The organism is Microcoleus sp. PH2017_35_SFW_U_B (assembly GCF_020737865.1).
Classification (GTDB): Bacteria; Cyanobacteriota; Cyanobacteriia; order Cyanobacteriales; family Microcoleaceae; genus Microcoleus.
The window spans coordinates 1-18,274 of record NZ_JAEQDE010000162.1 but is presented as its reverse complement, the minus strand read 5'-3'; the positions used below and the strand labels follow the sequence as shown (position 1 = coordinate 18,274).

General features: G+C 43.2%; 16 protein-coding genes. 13 read left to right on the top strand and 3 right to left on the bottom strand.

Annotated features, from left to right (window positions below; genetic code table 11):
- Positions 1-295: 295 nt before the first annotated feature.
- The 7 genes from JGK36_RS32325 to JGK36_RS32295 all read left to right on the top strand — a co-directional run bounded on the left by JGK36_RS32325 (position 296) and on the right by JGK36_RS32295 (position 7,228).
- On the top strand, positions 296-2,740 hold the full coding sequence (locus JGK36_RS32325; RefSeq protein ID WP_293199214.1) for an HAD-IC family P-type ATPase: 2,445 nt from the start codon (positions 296-298) through the stop codon (positions 2,738-2,740).
- A gap of 34 nt (positions 2,741-2,774) precedes the next feature.
- Entirely contained in the window at positions 2,775-2,948 is a 174-nt protein-coding gene (locus tag JGK36_RS32320) for a cation transporting ATPase C-terminal domain-containing protein (RefSeq protein WP_293193019.1), read from the top strand.
- 451 nt (positions 2,949-3,399) lie between these two features.
- Entirely contained in the window at positions 3,400-3,822 is a 423-nt protein-coding gene (locus tag JGK36_RS32315) for a hypothetical protein (protein ID WP_293186956.1), read from the top strand.
- A 580-nt stretch (positions 3,823-4,402) separates the two neighbouring features.
- The gene (locus JGK36_RS32310) at positions 4,403-4,942 is read left to right on the top strand and encodes a general stress protein (RefSeq protein ID WP_293186954.1); all 540 of its coding nucleotides are present in this window, start codon (positions 4,403-4,405) and stop codon (positions 4,940-4,942) included.
- 183 nt (positions 4,943-5,125) lie between these two features.
- The gene (locus tag JGK36_RS32305; RefSeq protein WP_293186953.1) at positions 5,126-5,479 is read left to right on the top strand and encodes a DUF5335 family protein; all 354 of its coding nucleotides are present in this window, start codon (positions 5,126-5,128) and stop codon (positions 5,477-5,479) included.
- A 70-nt stretch (positions 5,480-5,549) separates the two neighbouring features.
- The gene (locus JGK36_RS32300) at positions 5,550-6,368 is read left to right on the top strand and encodes an NADP-dependent oxidoreductase (protein ID WP_293199212.1); all 819 of its coding nucleotides are present in this window, start codon (positions 5,550-5,552) and stop codon (positions 6,366-6,368) included.
- A gap of 65 nt (positions 6,369-6,433) precedes the next feature.
- Positions 6,434-7,228 carry an SDR family NAD(P)-dependent oxidoreductase gene (locus JGK36_RS32295; protein ID WP_293199209.1) on the top strand — a complete coding sequence of 265 codons (795 nt, stop codon included), beginning with the start codon at positions 6,434-6,436 and terminating at the stop codon, positions 7,226-7,228.
- Between the two features lie 181 nt (positions 7,229-7,409).
- Here JGK36_RS32295 and JGK36_RS32290 read toward each other — a convergent pair whose 3' ends face one another.
- The 3 genes from JGK36_RS32290 to JGK36_RS32280 form a co-directional block, all read right to left on the bottom strand.
- Positions 7,410-8,234, bottom strand: coding sequence for a DUF4238 domain-containing protein (locus JGK36_RS32290; protein ID WP_293186950.1), 825 nt, complete (start codon positions 8,232-8,234; stop codon positions 7,410-7,412).
- Between the two features lie 268 nt (positions 8,235-8,502).
- Entirely contained in the window at positions 8,503-9,507 is a 1,005-nt protein-coding gene (locus tag JGK36_RS32285; RefSeq protein WP_293186949.1) for a hypothetical protein, read from the bottom strand.
- 130 nt (positions 9,508-9,637) lie between these two features.
- A complete protein-coding gene (locus JGK36_RS32280; protein WP_293186948.1) occupies positions 9,638-9,760 on the bottom strand; it encodes a hypothetical protein in 123 nt (40 codons plus the stop codon).
- A gap of 24 nt (positions 9,761-9,784) precedes the next feature.
- Between JGK36_RS32280 and JGK36_RS32275 the strand changes: the two genes are divergently transcribed.
- The 6 genes from JGK36_RS32275 (at position 9,785) to mgtA (ending at position 17,852) form a co-directional block, all read left to right on the top strand.
- Entirely contained in the window at positions 9,785-9,940 is a 156-nt protein-coding gene (locus JGK36_RS32275) for a hypothetical protein (RefSeq protein ID WP_293186947.1), read from the top strand.
- A 423-nt stretch (positions 9,941-10,363) separates the two neighbouring features.
- Complete coding sequence (locus JGK36_RS32270) at positions 10,364-11,509, top strand: ferrochelatase (protein WP_293186946.1); 1,146 nt, start codon at positions 10,364-10,366, stop codon at positions 11,507-11,509.
- Between the two features lie 158 nt (positions 11,510-11,667).
- Positions 11,668-12,096 (top strand): hypothetical protein, encoded by a 429-nt coding sequence (locus tag JGK36_RS32265; RefSeq protein ID WP_293186945.1) that lies wholly within the window; start codon positions 11,668-11,670, stop codon positions 12,094-12,096.
- Between the two features lie 27 nt (positions 12,097-12,123).
- Positions 12,124-13,881 carry an ABC transporter ATP-binding protein/permease gene (locus tag JGK36_RS32260; protein ID WP_293186944.1) on the top strand — a complete coding sequence of 586 codons (1,758 nt, stop codon included), beginning with the start codon at positions 12,124-12,126 and terminating at the stop codon, positions 13,879-13,881.
- A gap of 422 nt (positions 13,882-14,303) precedes the next feature.
- On the top strand, positions 14,304-15,152 hold the full coding sequence (locus JGK36_RS32255; protein ID WP_293199204.1) for a DUF6544 family protein: 849 nt from the start codon (positions 14,304-14,306) through the stop codon (positions 15,150-15,152).
- Positions 15,153-15,335: 183 nt separating this feature from the next.
- Positions 15,336-17,852: a magnesium-translocating P-type ATPase gene (mgtA, locus tag JGK36_RS32250; protein ID WP_293199201.1), complete on the top strand. Its 2,517-nt coding sequence runs from the start codon at positions 15,336-15,338 to the stop codon at positions 17,850-17,852.
- Positions 17,853-18,274 lie beyond the last annotated feature (422 nt).

The following is an 18,274-nucleotide window of genomic DNA, read 5'->3' as shown; positions in this document are numbered from 1 at the left end:
GTGAATTTCTTGTGGAACAGGCATCTTGCCTGTTGCTGACAATTAGGAACAGGCAAGATGCCTGTTTCACTAAAGAGTGAATTTCTTGTGGAACAGGCATCTTGCCTGTTTAAGATGCCTGTTCCACTAAAGAGTGAATTTCTTGTGGAACAGGCATCTTGCCTGTTGCTGACAATTAGGAACAGGCAAGATGCCTGTTCCACTAAAGAGTGAATTTCTTGTGGAACAGGCAAGATGCCTGTCGCTGACAATACTGAGATCGATCTATTTTTAATATTTCATAGGAAAAAGAAATATGGTTGCGACTTTCGATCCCAATACTGCGATCGGCTTATCTGAGCAAAATGCGATCGCCCGACTCAAAGACGACGGCTACAACGAACTCCCCTCAGCGCAATCGCGCAATCTTTTGTCGATCGCCTGGAACACCATTCAAGATCCGATTTTTCTCTTACTCGTCGGCGGTGGTATCATTTATTGGATTTTAGGCGACTTACAAGAAGCCCTAATTTTGCTAGGTTTCGTCTTTTTTATCACCGGAATTAGTCTCTACCAGGAAGGCAAAACCGAACACGCCCTAGAAGCCCTGCGCGATCTTTCCAGCCCTCGCGCCTTGGTGATTCGGGATGGGGAACGAAAACGGATTGCGGGGCGAGAAGTGGTTCGAGGCGATTTCTTGGTGCTCGCGGAGGGCGATCGCGTGTCTGCGGATGCGATCGTCCTATCTTGCTCAAATCTCTCAACCGATGAGTCGTTATTAACCGGGGAATCGCTACCGGTTCGCAAAGTTACCGCTGTGGGTAACGTGGAGATGGCGCGTCCCGGAGGCGATGAATTGCCGTTTGTGTATTCTGGCACATTGGTGGTTCAGGGACAGGGAATTGCTCAAGTTAAGGCGATCGGCGCTCAAACAGAAATGGGCAAGATTGGCAAGGCTTTGCAGAAAATCAAGCCAGAAACGACGCCTTTACAACAGGAAATGAATCGATTGGTTAGTCGTTTGTTTGGCATTGCTTTATCGCTTTGTGTGGCAATTGTTGTAATCTATGGATTCACTACAGGAGATTGGCTTAAAGGAGTGCTCGCCGGCATTACCTTAGCGATGGCAATTTTGCCGAATGAATTTCCGGTAGTTGTGACAATCTTCTTAGCCTTGGGAGCTTGGCGGATTTCTCAGAATCATGTCTTAGCACGTCGCGCCTCGGCCGTTGAAACCGTAGGTTCCGCAACTGTTTTGTGCGTGGATAAAACCGGGACATTGACTCAGAATCAGATGGCTGTGCAGCAGTTGTTAGCCTACAACCAGGCAGAAAACCCTCAGCCTTACGATTTGGGATTACATTCATCAGAAGCACTCCCAGAAGCAGTTCATCAATTAGTTGAGTTCTGTATTCTGGCAAGCCAAAGAGATCCATTCGATCCAATGGAAAAAGCATTTAAGCAATTGGGCGATTCCCTTCGGGATAGCTTCGCTTCACGCTATTTGGCGGATACCGAACATTTGCACGGCGATTGGAAACTGTTGCGAGAATATCCGCTGTCACCGCATCTATTGGCAATGTCTCACGTTTGGGAGTCAGCCGTTAGCGAAGCGTCGGCTATGCCGAATCGCAAATTGTATGAAGTTGCGGCAAAAGGAGCACCGGAGGCGATCGCGGATCTCTGCCATTTCACGCCCCAACAGCAGCAAATGATGGCAGCGCAAGTTAGTCAAATGGCAAGTCAAGGATTGCGGGTATTAGGTGTTGCCAAAGCCTCACTTGTTGGTGCGCCGCCGCCATTTTTGCCACCTCACCCGTCGCTGAATATCGATCGTTTACCGGAAAAACAACATGACTTTCCGTTTGAATTTATCGGATTAGTGGGACTGTCCGATCCAGTACGTCCAACCGTTAAGGCGGCGATTCAAGAATGTTATAGCGCTGGAATTCGAGTCGTAATGATTACCGGTGATTATCCAGAAACTGCTCAAAGTATTGCCCGTCAAGTTGAATTGATGCAGATGGGAGCCATTGTCACCGGATCAGAATTAGATGGCATGAGCGATGCTGAATTAGAGCAGCGGATTCAAAGTACAAATATCTTTGCACGAGCCGTTCCCGAACACAAGTTGCGGTTAGTTAATGCCCTAAAATCCAAAGGCGAAGTCGTTGCCATGACAGGGGATGGAGTGAATGATGCTCCTGCTCTCAAAGCTGCTCAAATCGGGATTGCGATGGGCGAGAGAGGCACGGATGTGGCTCGTGAATCTGCGGCTTTAGTGTTATTAGATGATGATTTTTCGTCGATCGTCCAAGCAGTCAAACTGGGGCGCAGAATTTTTGACAATCTCCGCAAAGCCATGTCATATCTGATTGCGATTCATATCCCGATCGCCGGAATGTCTTTGATTCCAGTATTGTTTAAGTTGCCGTTAGTATTGCTTCCGGTTCACGTGGCATTTTTACATTTAATTATCGATCCAGCTTGCTCGATCGTCTTAGAAGCCGAACCCGCAGAAGCAACGGTGATGCAGCGCCCTCCCCGCAACCCCAAAGAACCTTTATTTGGCAAGAAAACGCTCTCGTTGGCTGTGTTGCAAGGGGGCGGAATTTTGGCGATCGTGCTGGCGATTTTTGCGATCGCCCTATATCGCAGACAAGGCGAATTTGATGCCCGTGCGTTAACGTTTACGACGTTAATTTTGGCAAATTTAGGACTAATTTTGAGCTCCCGGTTCAACCTCGCACCTCAGCTTTAAAATACTGAAATCCCCAAATCCTGCGCTGTGGTGGGTGCTTGGTGGGGGACTGCTGTTCCTTGGGTTGGTGCTGTATGTCCCGTTTTTGCGTCATTTGTTTAGCTTTTCTCTGCTAAGTGCGATCGATCTTGCGATCTGCTTGGGCGGTGGATTGATTAGCTTGCTTTGGTTTGAACTGTTGAAACAAACTACAAAAGTCAGGCCATAGTCAGAGACGGGAAAACATTAGTTCTAGCAGCAAAGGTTGCTTGTGTAAAATTTAAAAATCAGGTATCAAATAATCAATCCACAGCCCGTATTTGGGAGAAATCAGGACACGGCAGTGCCGTTTCCCTACAATTATCTGGCGTAGGGAAACGGCACTGCCGTATCCTCGCTTGTCACCTGACGGCGCAGCCGGAATTGACAACCGTTCTGATGCGCCAAAACACATCTCTATAGTGATAAATTAGCGATATATTTATTTTACAAAAACCTCAGATTTCCTTCACATTTTAAAGCTAGTATTGAAAATAATAACTCAGCAGCATCAAATCATTAAAGAGTTGTTTCAGTCTTTCACCAGTAGATGAGGTCACTAACAACAAAGACTTTTGTGGCCCAATGGCAATTGAATAACACTATCGACAAGTCCGATAAACTCAACTAGAGGAATCACCATGAGTACGACAATTGACAACTTCACCAAACAACTCCACGACAATTTAGAAGCGATTGAAGACCGGGCAAAATTGCTGAAGGAAAGCGTTCAATCTGCAACGAAAAATACTGAGGCTGAGCTGCAATCGAAACTCGACGAAATGAAGACAAATCTAGAAGCTAAGAAACAAGAATTTGATCGGTATCGGGCAAAGCTCCAAACTCAATTCGAGGAAACAGAATCTGAGGTGAAGTCGAACGTCGAGGAATGGAAGACGAGTCGCGAAGTCAAGAAACTCGAACATCGGGCGGATAAAGCTGAAGACTATGCGAATACAGCGATTTTATTCGCAATGGCGACGATGGAAGAAGCCGAAGCAGCTACCTTGAAAGCGATTTGCACGAGATTAGATGCCACAACTGCTGCGGGAACTACTAAGTAAGGAGGAGACGGCAATGCCGTTTCCCTACGCCGATTAATTGTAGGAAGAGGAGACGGCAATGCCGTTTCCCTACGCTGATTAATTGTAGGAAGAGATGGCAGTGCCGTTTCCCTACGCTGATTAATTGTAGGAAGAGGAGACGGCAGTGCCGTTTCCCTACGCTGATTAATTGTAGGAAGAGGAGACGGCAGTGCCGTTTCCCTACGCAGATTAATTGTAGGGACACGGCACTGCCGTGTCCTGACTTTCGCTTTTCAAATGCGCCAAATTTGACCTAATTTAGAATGGATGCTTATGAGCGGAATAATGGCAATTATTCCGCTGTTTTTGTTTGTCATAAAATCCTCTTAAAATATTCAAAAGGTATAGATTAGGCTTGAAAATTTGTGTGAATATTCAATCAAAAGGTAGAGATTATATTGGGAAATTCTTGTTAAAGTTTCAGTGAACGGCGAAAGAAACCAAAGCTGAGATTCAATCGAAACTCGACGAGGTGAAATCGAACGTTAAAAGATAAAAAGCAAATCAAAAATCAAAAATTTTGTCCGTCATGCGGACAAATAACAAAGGAAACAAACTCATGTCATACACACATACAATTGTTGGTCATTTCCCCTCCCATTCAGAAGCTGAAAGAGTTGTATTGGAGCTGCAAAAAAAAGGCTTCGATATGCAAAAGCTCTCGATAATTGGCAAAGACTACCACACAACTGAACACGTGCGCGGATTTCTCACCTGGAAAGATACAGCCAAAGCTGGAGCCGCAGGTGGTGGTTATTGGGGTAGCTTCGTCGGAGGTTTATTTGGCATTTTAGCCGGGGCTGGAGTGCTGTTTATTCCGGGAATGGCTCCTATAGTCGTTGCTGGCCCCATTGCGGGGGTGTTGGCGGGTTGGTTGGAAGGAACGGTTGTTGGTGGCGTTGGTACCGCTGCTGTAGGAGGATTGGCTGGTGCCTTGGGAGGCTTAGGAATCCCGAAGCATGAGGTGGTGAAGTATGACACTCAAATCCAAGCAGGCGAGTTTATTATCCTGGTGACAGGTAGCAATCACGATGTCAGTCAGGCGAAGCAAATGCTAGACAGAATTAGTCAGGAAATGAGTATGTCGATCGCAGTCTAAGGCTTTCAACTAACAACAATAGGGGAGTATTCCACTCCCAAGAGTCCGTCAGGTTGATGAGAGGGTCGGCACGGGGGCACGACCCTACAAAAACCTCGTTTTCCTGAGAATAAAACAGCCCTCTCATGCTCAATTGCTTTTTACTACTCTTTTACAGGAATCATGATGGTGAATAAAATGGAAATGACCAACAAGATTGAAATCAACAAATCTGTGCCCCGCGAGCGATGGGGTGAATTTTTCGATCAGTTTACCGATGGCAATCGCGGACGGCGTATTTCGATCGAAATCATCGGTTCAGAAGTCGGTGATGCAGAACTGATTAAGAATTCACCGCTTCATGCGATGGTTTACGATCGCCCTGGAAAAGGAGATGATTTGGTGATTGAAGTTGGTAAAGATGAGGTGACTTACGCTCACACGATCGATTCACCAACTGAAGTTTTAACGGGACAAAACTCACTCGGTGTGATGGTAGCGCTTCGGATTAGTGACGCTGCTGGGACACAAACATTGATCGAATTACAAGTTAGTTGAGCTGGTTGGATAATTCTGAGTTCAACAGGACTTACCCAAACAGTCAACTTTTACAGGTTAGGAGCAAATTATGACAGATATCATGAGCCGCGAAATTCACCTAGTCTCCCGCCCCAACGGGATGCCAACCGCAGCTAATTTTGCGATCGCCCAAACCGAAATAAAGCCACTTCAAGACGGACAAGTGCTCGTTCGCAATCGCTATATATCAGTCGATCCGTATATGCGCGGACGCATGAACGAGAGCAAATCCTATGTTCCGTCCTTCGAGTTAGGTAAAGTTCTACAAGGCGGCGCAGTCGGCGAAGTCATCGAATCGCGTGCCCCAGAATTCAAGCCTGGTGATGCCGTCACTTCCAACTTTGGCTGGCGGGAATACTTCACCGCAGCGCCCAAAGAGTTGCATCCTGTCAGCAGCGAAATTCAACCGCTATCGGTTTATCTCGGTGCGATCGGTATGACGGGGATGACGGCTTGGGCTGGATTGAATTTGGTAGATGTTAAAGCAGGCGATGTGATTTTTATTTCGGGTGCTGCGGGCGCGGTGGGAAGTGTGGCGGGACAACTGGCAAAATTGCGCGGATGTCAGGTTATCGGCTCAGCAGGTTCAGCGGAAAAAGTCAAGTTTCTGCTAGAAGAATGCGGATTCGATCGCGCTTTCAATTACAATTCTGGCCCAGTCCTCGAACAATTGAACCAAGCGGCACCGGACGGAATTGATGTTTATTTCGATAATGTAGGAGGCGAAACCCTGCAAGCGGCGCTCTCAGCCCTGCGGGTGCACGGCCGGATTATCGCTTGCGGTAGTATTTCTGGTTACAACAAGCCGCAGCCAGGCCCGAATAATCTGTTTAATATGATTGGCAAAATGGTGGTAAAGTTGGATTAGGGTGCGATCGATTAATTTAACCCAAGTTGTAGAGAATTGTTTGACGTTATTTGGTTTAACAAAGTATGGATCTCAAACTATCAGGAAAGATTGCATTGGTCAGTGGTTCAACGGGTGGAATTGGACTGGCAATTGTTACCACACTTGCCGAAGAAGGAGCGACGGTCATTGTCAATGGCAGAACGCAAGAGCGCGTAAATAATGCGATCGATCGCATTCAGCAAAGTGTGCCGAATGCCAAACTTCAAGGAATTGCTGCCGATTTGGGAACGCCAGCCGGAGTTGAATTGCTACTTCAAAAAGTACCAGAAGTCAATATTTTGGTGAATAACTTAGGAATTTATGGCTCCAAGGCCTTTGAAGATATCTCCGATGAAGAGTGGATGAACATTCTGGAAGTGAATGTGATGAGCGGTGTGCGGCTCTCGCGCCATTATTTGCCGCTGATGCTGAAGCAAGATTGGGGACGGATTATTTTCATCTCTAGTGAATCTGCTTTGAATATTCCCGCCGAAATGATTCATTATGGCGTGACTAAAACTGCACAATTGGCGTTGAGTCGCGGTTTGGCGGAAACAACCGTGGGCAGTCATGTAACTGTAAACACGGTATTGCCGGGGCCAACTCGCTCTGAAGGGGTGGAAGACTTTATCCAGGGATTATCGAAGGATCAAAATATTTCGATCGAACAAGTTGAGAAAGAGTTTTTTACTAAGATGCGTCCATCTTCCCTAATTCAGCGATTTGCTTCAACGTCTGAAGTTGCTGCGTTAGTTGCGTTTGTTGCCAGTCCCTTAGCTTCTGCGATTAATGGGGCTGCCCTACGAGTTGAGGGTGGATTAGTGCGATCGATTGTGTAGCGAAGTTTTTACCTTGATGTGCTTGGAAAATCTCTCACTCCCTACATTTTTGAACAGAATGCTTTCGTTCAAACAAAAATAAGGAGCGTTACATTTCATTAACTCACCCTAAAGCGATCGCCATTCCTGTGAGTCGTGAGTTTTGGGCGATCGCACTTAACCTACAAGATCAGCGATCGCACTAACCACTAACTTTTTTAGCTTCTTGATTTTTGTTATACATTTCAAGAAAAAGGCGCTTCCAAAAAGAATCTTCTAAATTTTCTATTTCACAGTATTTTAATGGAGTATCTTTAAGATATTCTAAAGTTTCCTGATGTCTAGCAGCAACACGACAACCATTATAACCTTCACCATTAATGAATTGTAGTTCATTAAGAAACCTAGAATCCAGTGGAGATAAACGACTGTCAATAGAATGAAATCTTAAGCAATTAGTTGGACTTATAGGAAAATAGAATTCAGGTTCCAAAACATTATATAAAACTGGGGAACCACTAATAACGTATTCATGTTTTATATTTAATGATTTTGGACTAACACTACTTAATGTTAAATTCTTAAATTTTTCGATTAAAAAATCAATATCTGTAAACAGATAAGCATGAATATTTTTAATGCAATTAATACAATCCTCTCCTAAGATTTTAGAATACGAAATTGATTCATTTCTGATTGCGACACATCTAAGCCATTGAAATGCCATGAATTTATTGATTTTTTCTCGTTCCTGAAGGTTCAAGTTTTCTACACCATTTTTAATAATTGAGGCTATTATATCTGGAGATTGAGCATCGATCTCTTTAAACCATGAATCATAATTTTCTTCATTAGTTGTGAAATATTTATTTTGTGCAAATGTTCGACCTATGGGATTTGATTGTATTATAAGTTGATTCTTGATGTGAAGAATGACAAATATTTTATGGTTCTCTTTTTTTTTCCTGTTTGATGAAGAAAAGTTTCTGAGTACGGCCTGGGTTACGAAATGTTGATGATCTGTCATACATTAAAACACGATGTTTAGTTCAATTAATATTATAACTTAAAAAAAATCGATTGTGAGTGCGATCGGCGATATTGTAGGGTGCATTAATGAAATGTAATGCACCTTTTGATTATTTGCAAGAGAATCCAATTTTGTGCGCTGCGAGCTTTTTGTGAGGTTAAAAGGCGATCGTTTTTGGGAGGTGAAGGGGAAAGTGGCGATCGCTATTCCTGTGAGTCGTGAGTTCTAGGCGATCGCCTTTAAAAATCACTTCTATTTTGATTTCTTATGTATCGACATCGCTAACCTCAACTGTTGACATGAAAGATAGCTTGCTTTTAATATCTTCTTTTAATGTTTCAGGAAAGTTTTCAATTTTTAATTTCATCACTTCTAACTCATTAAGATATGTGTTATGGTTGAAAACAAAATCAACTGACGGCAAAGTCTTTTTTTGTATGAGATTACTGAAACTATCTGAAATATCTTGTAGGTCTTTTTGATACAAGGATTGCTTCTCAGAGTTAGAATAAACAGAAAATATTAAGAGGCATAAAGTTGCGAAAAATTTAGTCTTAAGACTTGAAAAAATAGTTATTTCAAGAATAAGACTCAAATCAGCTTTAGTCTTCAAAATTCCTTGATTATCTTGATTATCTTGATTATTTTTTAGTGCATCTATCCAATTATCTAACCTTATCAAGAAACGTTTTAAATAGCTAATAAATAATTGTTTTTTAGAAGAATATAAAGAAATAAAATCAATTTCATTCTCATTGTATATGCCAACCTTTTTAAAGGTTGTCTCATAATATACATCATCTTTTAGTTGAGATAAATATATATCTATGATTTTTTTTAGGTTTTCAACTTTTTGAATGTCATTACTATATAATTCACTTGATTTCAGATAACAATCAATAAATCTTATAATTTTTATATGAGTGTCAATAGTATTTTCAAAAAGAATAGCAATTTCTTTCTTTTCCTTCTGTTCAGCAATTTTCCTCAAAAGAGTATTGCCTAAGAATACAGCTAGTATCGTTGAAATAATTGAAATTGGCGGTAGGGAAAGTAGGTTTTTGTAATTATCTGAAAAGATCTGTATGGATACTCTATTGCTGTAAACAAGTTGAAAAATAAAACCAGAACTAATAAATATCAAGCTTAAAACAACTGGTTTTTTAAAAATATAATTTTTGATAAATTTATAATTATTCGTTAAAATGATTGCAATAGCAACAGTTGCAAATCCGATCAAGGCTGGAGTAATTTGGCTAATATTTGGCATAATCTAATAATAAACTGATAGATGTAGTGCGATGGCTGATATTGTAGGAGACATTAATGAAATGTAATGCACCTTTTGATTATTTGCAAGAGAATCCAATTTTGTGCGTTACTGCGAGCTTTTTGTGAGGTTAAAAGGCGATCGTTTTTGGGAGGTGAAGGGGAAAGTGGCGATCGCTATTCCTGTGAGTCGTGAGTTCTAGGCGATCGCTCAAAACCAGTAAATTTATCCTAGTTTGATTATTTATTAGCATTCTAATCATTATCTTGCTCTATTCGTGTATATCATACCACAGCAAGGTTTTAATGTCAAAGATGCGAGGGTATCCTTTAACTCCAATGGCGATCGCATCTATTTAACAGCTAGCAGCGATCGCGGCACGAATATTCAAGGACTTTTGCAGGCGAAGGCAATACTTGAAAGTAATCGGTAAAGATTGCTGGTGATGGAGCAATTTATGGAACGAGGGGCGATGTTCCGCTACTACTCCTTGCCGATCGCGCTGCCATCTTTCCTGGACACAGTTTGACACACCTGCTATTTTTCAAAGCCAAGATTTAGAGAGCAATGCCTGATGTCTAGCTACCTAGAATCAAAATCTCATCCTTCAGAGAGGTAGCAAGCTGCTAGTTTACTGCCAGCATTGGGGTGAGGTGGAGTGGATTGAAGCAAATCTCAAAGCGGCTTTAGCAAAGGTTCAAACTGAGCAGGAAGTTCAGGTAGGATAGACTCACAATGAATATCCAAAAGCTGATAGAAACCGCGAAGATACTTGTTGCTGACAATAAGCGTCTGCTAGTTCGCGATTGGCTCGATCGATTGTTTAATAAATTAGCCTATTCAACTCAGGAATAAAATGATTACTCATCAATCTCAAGCGACAGAGCAGGTTGCGTTAAACAAAGGCGATCGCGTTGCAGTCCTACTTGCAGGGTATGGTGAAGTACAATCCTATCGCGATCTGAGTAGTTACAACCAAGCTGCAACTAAGTACATCGCATCTCAGTTTGTGGCGATTCCCAAGTGGCTATATCCTCTGGCTGGTTCGCTGCTGGCACTTCAAGATTGGTACAATTTTGGAGTCAAGCATCATCATTTTATGTCGCCCGAAAATGAGATGTTTGAAAAACAACGTCTTGGGATTGAGGAACAGTTACAAAAACGATGGGGAAATCGCGTACAAGTGTTCAAAGGCTTTTATTTCTGCGAACCTTTTGTGCAAGAAGTTGTAGCACATATTATTGAACAAGGCTTTGAGAATTTGCTAATTTATCCTTTGTTGGTGGTCGATTCTGCCTTCACAGGCAAAATAGCTGTAGAGCAAGTTAATGAAGTTATTGCAGCAACTGAATCCGAGCGTGAACCTCAACATTCCCCATTTAAAACAATTCGATATATTCCAGCATTTGCGACTGAGCCTACCTACATCGATCTACTGGTGTGTCAAATTAAGGAAGCTCTGAATCAGTCATTAGCAAGTGGCTTTTTTGAGTCTCAGATTGGGATTATATTAACGGTTCATGGTGGCCCCGAAAAAGCGAAAGGATTGTTGACTGGGGTAATTGATGGACAAGCTCTGTACGATCGCGTATCCGCGCAGTTACAGCATGAATATCCGCTAATCTCGATCGGCTGGATCAATCATGATACGCCTTTCGTCAATTGGTCGCAGCCCAATCTGAAACAAGCGGCCAAAAACTCGATTGAATCAGGTGCTCAAGCCATTATGTTTAAACCGCTGGGCTGGGTAACTGAAAATTATGAAACTATTCTTGATGTAGAAGATGCGATTAAATCTTTGCAGCGTCAGTATCCAACGGTGACTTACACGCGACTCGATTGTGTCAATGACGATCCTGAATTCATGAAAATAGCAGCGGAATGGGCAAATTCTGAGATTGAAGCAATGATGTCAGTTTCGCAACGCAACGAGCACCTTAAAACTCAATACGGTTCAGATAACACTCTTAATTCCCCGGAGATCCCCCTAAATCCCCCTTAAGAAGGGGGACTTTGAGCAACTTCTTGTTCCCCCTTTTGAAGGGGGGCTAGGGGGGATCGGTCTTATCTGAATCCTATTGCCTTAAAACTAGCAGATCCTAACGACTATGCAGGAATTTATATTCGCTCTAACACTGTCAGCTTTGCCCGTTCAGTAACTTGATTGGAGCAATTATTGCTGAAGCGTTACCGTCATCAAAACAAACATTAGGACTAGCATTGCACGCTGCTGCTGGCGTACTACTGGCGATCGCATCTACCGAACTGATACCTAGAGTTGTCATCGCTAAACCTGCTTGGGCAACGATGTTTAAGAGTCAAAATATGCCGAGAACAAAGCGATTTTTGTTACTTGCTGCATTTATTATCCCTGTTTGGCTGGGCGCGACGTTAGGCTATTGGGGATTGCGCGGACAAGCCGATCTTCCCAAGCTAATTGTGCTGGCATTTACCACAGGCACTTTAATCACGGCGATTGCGGAAGAGATTATTCCGGAAGCGCATCAAACTCAAGATACAAACTGGTCTATTTTAACGTTTATCGGAAGTTTTGCGCTTTCAATACTATTTTCATATTATATTAAATAGGTGAGAAACTTTGTATGAATAGAAGTAATGCAACGATTTAATCTAACTATACTCAAACAGTTCTGGGCGATCGCCAAATCTTACTGGTCAAGCGACGAAAAATGGCGCGCGCGCGGCTTATTGCTATTAGTGATCCTGTTGTCCCTTGGCTACACAGGACTAAGTGTACTTCTCAACAACAAGCGAGGCGAGCTAATTTCGGCATTATCGGCTCACGATGAAGCTAGATTTTGGCAAACAATTCTAATTTTTGCCGGGACATTAGTTATTTATGCACCATTATATGCAGGCTATGATTATTTGCGCGATCGCCTGGGCTTGGAGTGGCGGCGATGGTTGACTAACTATTTTGTCGATCGCTATTTCCAGAATCGGGCATTTTATAATCTAAATCATGCCGATGCTGACATTGATAATCCCGATCAGCGGATTGCTGAAGATGTCAAAAGTTTTACCCAAGAATCGTTAAAACTACTGCTGGCGGTAGTTGATTCTTTGTTGGCTGTGGCGGCGTTTAGTGGCGTGCTCTGGGGCATTTCTAAGCCATTAATCTTGTTTTTGGTACTCTACGCGCTGGTTGGTACTTTGGCGACTGTTGGGGTATTTGGGAAGCCCTTGATGCGACTCAATTTTGGGCAGCTTAAAAAAGAGGCCGATTTTCGGTTTAGTTTAGTGCGGGTGCGAGAAAATGCTGAGGCGATCGCCTTTTATCAGGGAGAACCGCGTGAGTCCGCTCAAGTCAAAGGCAGATTTGTCGAAGCTTTCGACAACTTCAAGCGCTTAATTTTTTGGGAGTTGAATCTGAATATCCTGACTAACGCCTATGAATTTATTCCCTTCATTCTGCCTGCAATTGTAGTCGCGCCCGGCATTTTTGCGGGTGACTTAGAAGTTGGTAAAGTTACTGAGGCGCAAGGAGCTTTCATTCGAGTCTTTTTCTCGCTCAATCTAATTGTGGCACGCTTTCAATCCCTTGCTACTTTTGGCGCGGGTGTCGAGCGTTTATACACCTTTTTAGAGTGTTTGGAAACTGATCGCTCAACTTCCCAGGAGTCTGAGGACGCCCTGGAAACAAGTATCAAAACTGAAATTGCCGATCGACTGGCGATCGAAAACATGACCCTTCAAACACCGAACCGTCAACGGACTTTGGTGGAGGATCTATCGGTGAAACTCTCTACTGGCGAGGGTTTGCTGGTGAGAGGGCCTAGCGGTTGCGGGAAAAGTTCTTTGTTAAGGGCGATCGTTGGACTGTGGGATGCAGGAAGTGGCACAATTTCGCGGCCTACCCTGGATAAAATGTTGTTTTTGTCGCAGCGTCCTTACATGATTTTAGGGACGTTACGAGATCAAATGCTGTATCCAAATATGGATTCGGAAGTTGAAGATTCGCAGTTGAGGCAAATTTTGATGCAGGTAAATTTACCCGATTTAGAGCAAACGCATGGAGGATTTAACACTGAACAAAACTGGGCGGAGCTTCTATCTTTGGGAGAACAACAGCGCCTTATTTTTGCACATCTTCTGCTCAACAAACCTAGCTACGCCATTTTAGATGAGGCTACTAGCGCCCTCGATCCTGATAATGAAAAACATTTATACCAACAGTTACAAGCCTCTGGTATGACATTTTTGAGCATTGGACATCGAGAAAGTTTGAGTAATTATCACGAGTCTATTTTGGATTTGACCGCAGATCATACCTGGTCTTTAACAGATTCTGAAACTATATCTATCGAAATAGAAACGGAGGATACGGCAGTGCCGTTTCCCTACCCCAATTAATTGTAGGGAAACGGCACTGCCGTCTCCTGATTCTTGATTGGTTGTGCTTAATCTATTCCTATTGACAGAGATTACACTTAAAAATTTGAAGTCAAATATCTGTACTGCGATCTGGGTATTTTTCAACTTTGTGATTTTCTATATGCTGTATGCCGCGATCGCCAATAAACTCGATGTCTGGCTCTGGATTGGTTATGGATTTGTATCTCTAGAAGCTATAATTTTACTAACCTTTCGATTCGTCTGCCCATTAACTCTGATTGCACGGAAGTATTCAAATTCAACAAAGGAAAATTTTGCGATTTATTTTCCTAATTGGCTATCAAAGTATACGTTTTCAATATATACGACTATTTATTTGTACGATCGTTCTTATCATCACCATCTATCAACTTCTAAATCAACAAACATAGGTAAGTATCATGTGGATTAAGTGGATGGCAATTGTTGGTGTTTTAATCGTAGTCAGCTTGGGAATTGCTGCGATCTATGGTAGCTATCGCTGGCAGTCAAACACCGATCGCCTACGAGCCAAATTAATCAATGGACAACGGACAATTAAGCCCAAAATCTATGACCAAACAGAGATTGAAGGCTTGCCAGAACCCGTACAGCGATTTTTTTGGACAGTAATTAAGGACGGACAAGCGATCGCCTCTGCGGTCAAACTCTCTCAGCAGGGACTGTTCAATCTGAGTGAAACTGAAGATAAGTGGAGTCCGTTTACAGCCACTCAATTTGTGACGACTCAACGTCCGGGTTTTGATTGGGATGCACGCATCCAGATGGCACCAGGAGTTAATGCCTTTGTTCATGATACCTATTTGTTAGGAGAAGGCAGTTTACACGCATCATTACTCGGTCTTTTTACCGTTGCAAATATGCACGGTGCGCCTGAAAACAATCAAGGTGAATTATTGCGGTTCTTGGCTGAGACTCCTTGGTATCCGACTGCACTATTGCCCAGTCAAGGTGTGCGCTGGGAGGCGATTAATGACACCTCCGCCCGCGCTACTTTGACGGATGGTGCAACCACTGTCTCTGTCGTATTTCAGTTTAATGCTGAAGGTGCGATCGCCACTATGCGGGCTGAGGCTCGTTATCGCGACAAGCTAACTGCGATGCCTTGGTGCGGGAGATTTGGGGAATATTCAGTTCGCAATGGGATGCTGATTCCTTTAGAAGGCGAGGTGGGATGGGAATATCCAGAAGGCATTCGGCTCTATTTTAAAGGAAGAATTACAGAGATTGAGTATGAGTTTGCATCGTGAGGGATGGCAAATTTAAAACGGGTGCATCTGGTGCTTTTCAAATATATTCGTAGGGGCGGTGCGAACAGTCTCTGAAGGGGTTTGGCGTTAAGTTGACACCAATGACCACTGCCGTGTCCATACACCTGAAATTAGGGCTGTCAAAGCTATAGTAAAACCTTTAAACAAATCAGGTATAAAATCATGAATCCACAGTCCATATTTTGGAGCTTGTCCACGGAGCAGGTGCTTCAGCAGACGCACTCTACAGCCACAGGATTAAGCCGTGCTGATGCAAAACAACGCCTAAGCCAGTACGGCGCAAACAGCCTCAAACAAACACACAAATCGAGCGCATTCGTGCTGTTGCTCAATCAGTTCAAGAGTCCGATTATCGTGATTCTGATTTTCGCGGCAGTGCTCTCGATTTTTCTGAAAGATGCGCTAGATGCCATCATCATTTTGGCGATCGTCCTAATCAGCGGACTATTAGGATTTTGGCAAGAGCGAGGAGCATCGAACGCCGTCGAAAAATTATTAGCCTTAGTGCAAGTTAAAGCAACTGTGTTGAGGGATAATCAATCTCAAGAAATCCCCAATGAAGAAGTAGTTCCCGGCGATATTGTGGTGCTTTGTGCAGGTAAAAATATTCCCGGCGACTGTCTAGTTTTAGAGTCAAAAGATTTATCGGTGAATGAAGCAGCACTCACAGGAGAAACCTATCCGGTTGACAAATTTAATGGTGTATTGCCCGCTGAAACTGGACTAAATCAACGCACCAATTCCCTTTATATGGGAGCCAATGTGATTAGTGGAACGGGGAAAGCAGTAGTTGTTCATACTGGAAAAGAAACTGAATTCGGCAAAGTATCGGAACGCCTGAAACTGAGGCCTCCCGAAACAGAATTTGAACATGGGCTGAGCAAATTCGGCTACTTTTTGATGGAAGTAACGCTAGTTTTGGTCGCTCTAATTTTTGCAGCCAACGTCTACCTGCATCGCCCTGTGCTCGAATCTTTTATGTTTTCTCTGGCGTTGGCTGTGGGTTTGACCCCTCAATTGCTACCTGCGATCGTCAGTGTTAACCTGGCGCGCGGTGCCCAGACAATGGCGAAAAAGCGGGTGATTGTGAAGCGCTTACCCGCGATCGAGAATTTTGGCAGTATGAATGTGTTTTGCACCGATAAGACGGGTACGCTGACGGAAGGAGAGGTGAAAATTCACTCTGCGGTTGATGTGGAGGGGGAAAATAGCGATCGGGTTTTACTTTACGCTTATTTGAATGCCGCATCTGAGTCTGGTTATGTGAATCCGATCGACAAAGCGATTCGCGAATACAAAACATTCGACATTTCGGGCTATCAAAAGCTCGATGAAGTTCCCTATGACTTTAACCGCAAACGTCTCAGCATTCTGTTCAAAAAAGACAGCACGCATTTGATTATTACCAAAGGTGCACTGAAAAATATTTTGGATGTTTGCTCAACCGTTGAAACTGCTGAATGGAAAACGATCGACATTGCGGATCGGCGACAAAAACTCCACCAACAAGCGGAAGATTTGGGCAGTAAAGGATTCAGAGCCTTGGGTGTGGCTTATCGGGATTGTGAGCAAGATTCCTTCACCAAAGATGATGAAACAAACATGACATTTCTGGGCTACCTTGCGCTCTTCGATCCGCCAAAACCTGGCATCGCTGATACTCTAAAAGAGTTGCAATTACTGGGAATCACTCCGAAAATGATTACTGGAGATAGCAAGGCAGTTGCTATCAGTATTATTCAGCAGGTAGGACTGCCTGAATCAAAAGCTTTGACTGGATCTGATCTAGAAAAAATCAGTGATGAAGCCTTGATGCACCTAGTACAAAATACCAATGTTTTCGCTGAGGTAGAACCAAATCAAAAAGAGCGGATTATCATCGCCCTTAAAAAAGCGGGGAATGTCGTAGGCTATCTGGGAGATGGCATTAACGATGCTTCTGCGCTTCATGCTGCCGATGTTGGTATCTCAGTCGAAAGTGCCGTGGATGTTGCCAAGGAAGCTGCTGACATTGTGTTGATGGAAAAGGATTTGAATGTCTTAATCGAAGGTGTTAAGGAAGGACGGATTACATTTGCCAACACTTTAAAATATGTCTTTATGGCAACTAGCGCTAATTTTGGTAATATGTTTAGTATGGCGGGAATTTCTCTATTTCTACCCTTTTTGCCGCTCTTACCTAGTCAAATTTTGCTAACGAATTTATTAACTGATTTCCCAGAATTGACGATCGCCACCGATCGCGTAGACAAGGAGTTAGTCAATAAACCGCGCCGGATGGATATCAAGTTTATCCGCAACTTCATGATTGTGTTTGGTTTGCTGAGCTCAATCTTTGATTACCTGACATTTGGGGCGCTGCTGTTGCTGCTACACGCTCAACCACAACAGTTTAGAACAGGCTGGTTTTTGGAGTCTGTCATCTCTGCTTCGATGGTTGTGCTGGTCGTTCGTACTCGAAAATCTATTTTCGACAGTAAACCGGGAAAATACTTGTTGATGGCGACGCTGGCTACCGTAGGAGTGACAATCATCATTCCCTGGACACCTCTAGGAACGCTGCTGGGATTTCAACCGTTGTCGTTGAGTTTTGTGCTGGTGCTGGGTGCGATCGTCCTATTCTACGTTACGGTGGTCGAGAATGTGAAACGAGTGTTTTATCAACGAGTGAAATTTTAGTCGTTAAGGCGCAACACTTAGGAATAAAAAATCAATAACTTGATGAATCGTCAGATATAATTAAAAATAGGGATAGCTTACTTATTTGACCAAAACAGAGTTCAAATTGCAACTTTTTGTAGCGAAATGTGGTATATGTTTTTAGACAAAAATTAGGTTTAAATTAGGAAGTGCGATCGCTCATAACTCAGTAATGACCCAAGAATGGCAAAATACCTTGATTCAATCGCGTAAGGGCGATCGTACTTTCAACAGTTCTGAATACAGAAACCCAGTTGCTTAAAATAATACAATACGCTTGGGTTAAGACAGAGTCCCCTAAGCCGTTACATAAATCCTACCCAAAGTTACTCAAGATTGGACAATATTGGACTTTGAGCTTCGTTTACTTCCTGCTTCATCCTGGTAGTGTCGGCACTCAC

What these genes read in the sequence shown, in the direction of transcription:
- JGK36_RS32285 (WP_293186949.1), bottom strand. Translation starts at nt 9,507, where the DNA reads ATGCCAAATATTAGCCAAATTACTCCAGCCTTGATCGGATTTGCAACT.
- JGK36_RS32270 (WP_293186946.1), top strand. Translation starts at nt 10,364, where the DNA reads ATGATTACTCATCAATCTCAAGCGACAGAGCAGGTTGCGTTAAACAAA.
- JGK36_RS32300 (WP_293199212.1), top strand. Translation starts at nt 5,550, where the DNA reads ATGACAGATATCATGAGCCGCGAAATTCACCTAGTCTCCCGCCCCAAC.
- JGK36_RS32255 (WP_293199204.1), top strand. Translation starts at nt 14,304, where the DNA reads ATGTGGATTAAGTGGATGGCAATTGTTGGTGTTTTAATCGTAGTCAGC.
- JGK36_RS32295 (WP_293199209.1), top strand. Translation starts at nt 6,434, where the DNA reads ATGGATCTCAAACTATCAGGAAAGATTGCATTGGTCAGTGGTTCAACG.
- JGK36_RS32260 (WP_293186944.1), top strand. Translation starts at nt 12,124, where the DNA reads ATGCAACGATTTAATCTAACTATACTCAAACAGTTCTGGGCGATCGCC.
- JGK36_RS32310 (WP_293186954.1), top strand. Translation starts at nt 4,403, where the DNA reads ATGTCATACACACATACAATTGTTGGTCATTTCCCCTCCCATTCAGAA.
- JGK36_RS32315 (WP_293186956.1), top strand. Translation starts at nt 3,400, where the DNA reads ATGAGTACGACAATTGACAACTTCACCAAACAACTCCACGACAATTTA.
- JGK36_RS32325 (WP_293199214.1), top strand. Translation starts at nt 296, where the DNA reads ATGGTTGCGACTTTCGATCCCAATACTGCGATCGGCTTATCTGAGCAA.
- JGK36_RS32280 (WP_293186948.1), bottom strand. Translation starts at nt 9,760, where the DNA reads ATGCTAATAAATAATCAAACTAGGATAAATTTACTGGTTTTGAGCGAT.
- JGK36_RS32290 (WP_293186950.1), bottom strand. Translation starts at nt 8,234, where the DNA reads ATGACAGATCATCAACATTTCGTAACCCAGGCCGTACTCAGAAACTTT.
- JGK36_RS32305 (WP_293186953.1), top strand. Translation starts at nt 5,126, where the DNA reads ATGACCAACAAGATTGAAATCAACAAATCTGTGCCCCGCGAGCGATGG.
- mgtA (WP_293199201.1), top strand. Translation starts at nt 15,336, where the DNA reads ATGAATCCACAGTCCATATTTTGGAGCTTGTCCACGGAGCAGGTGCTT.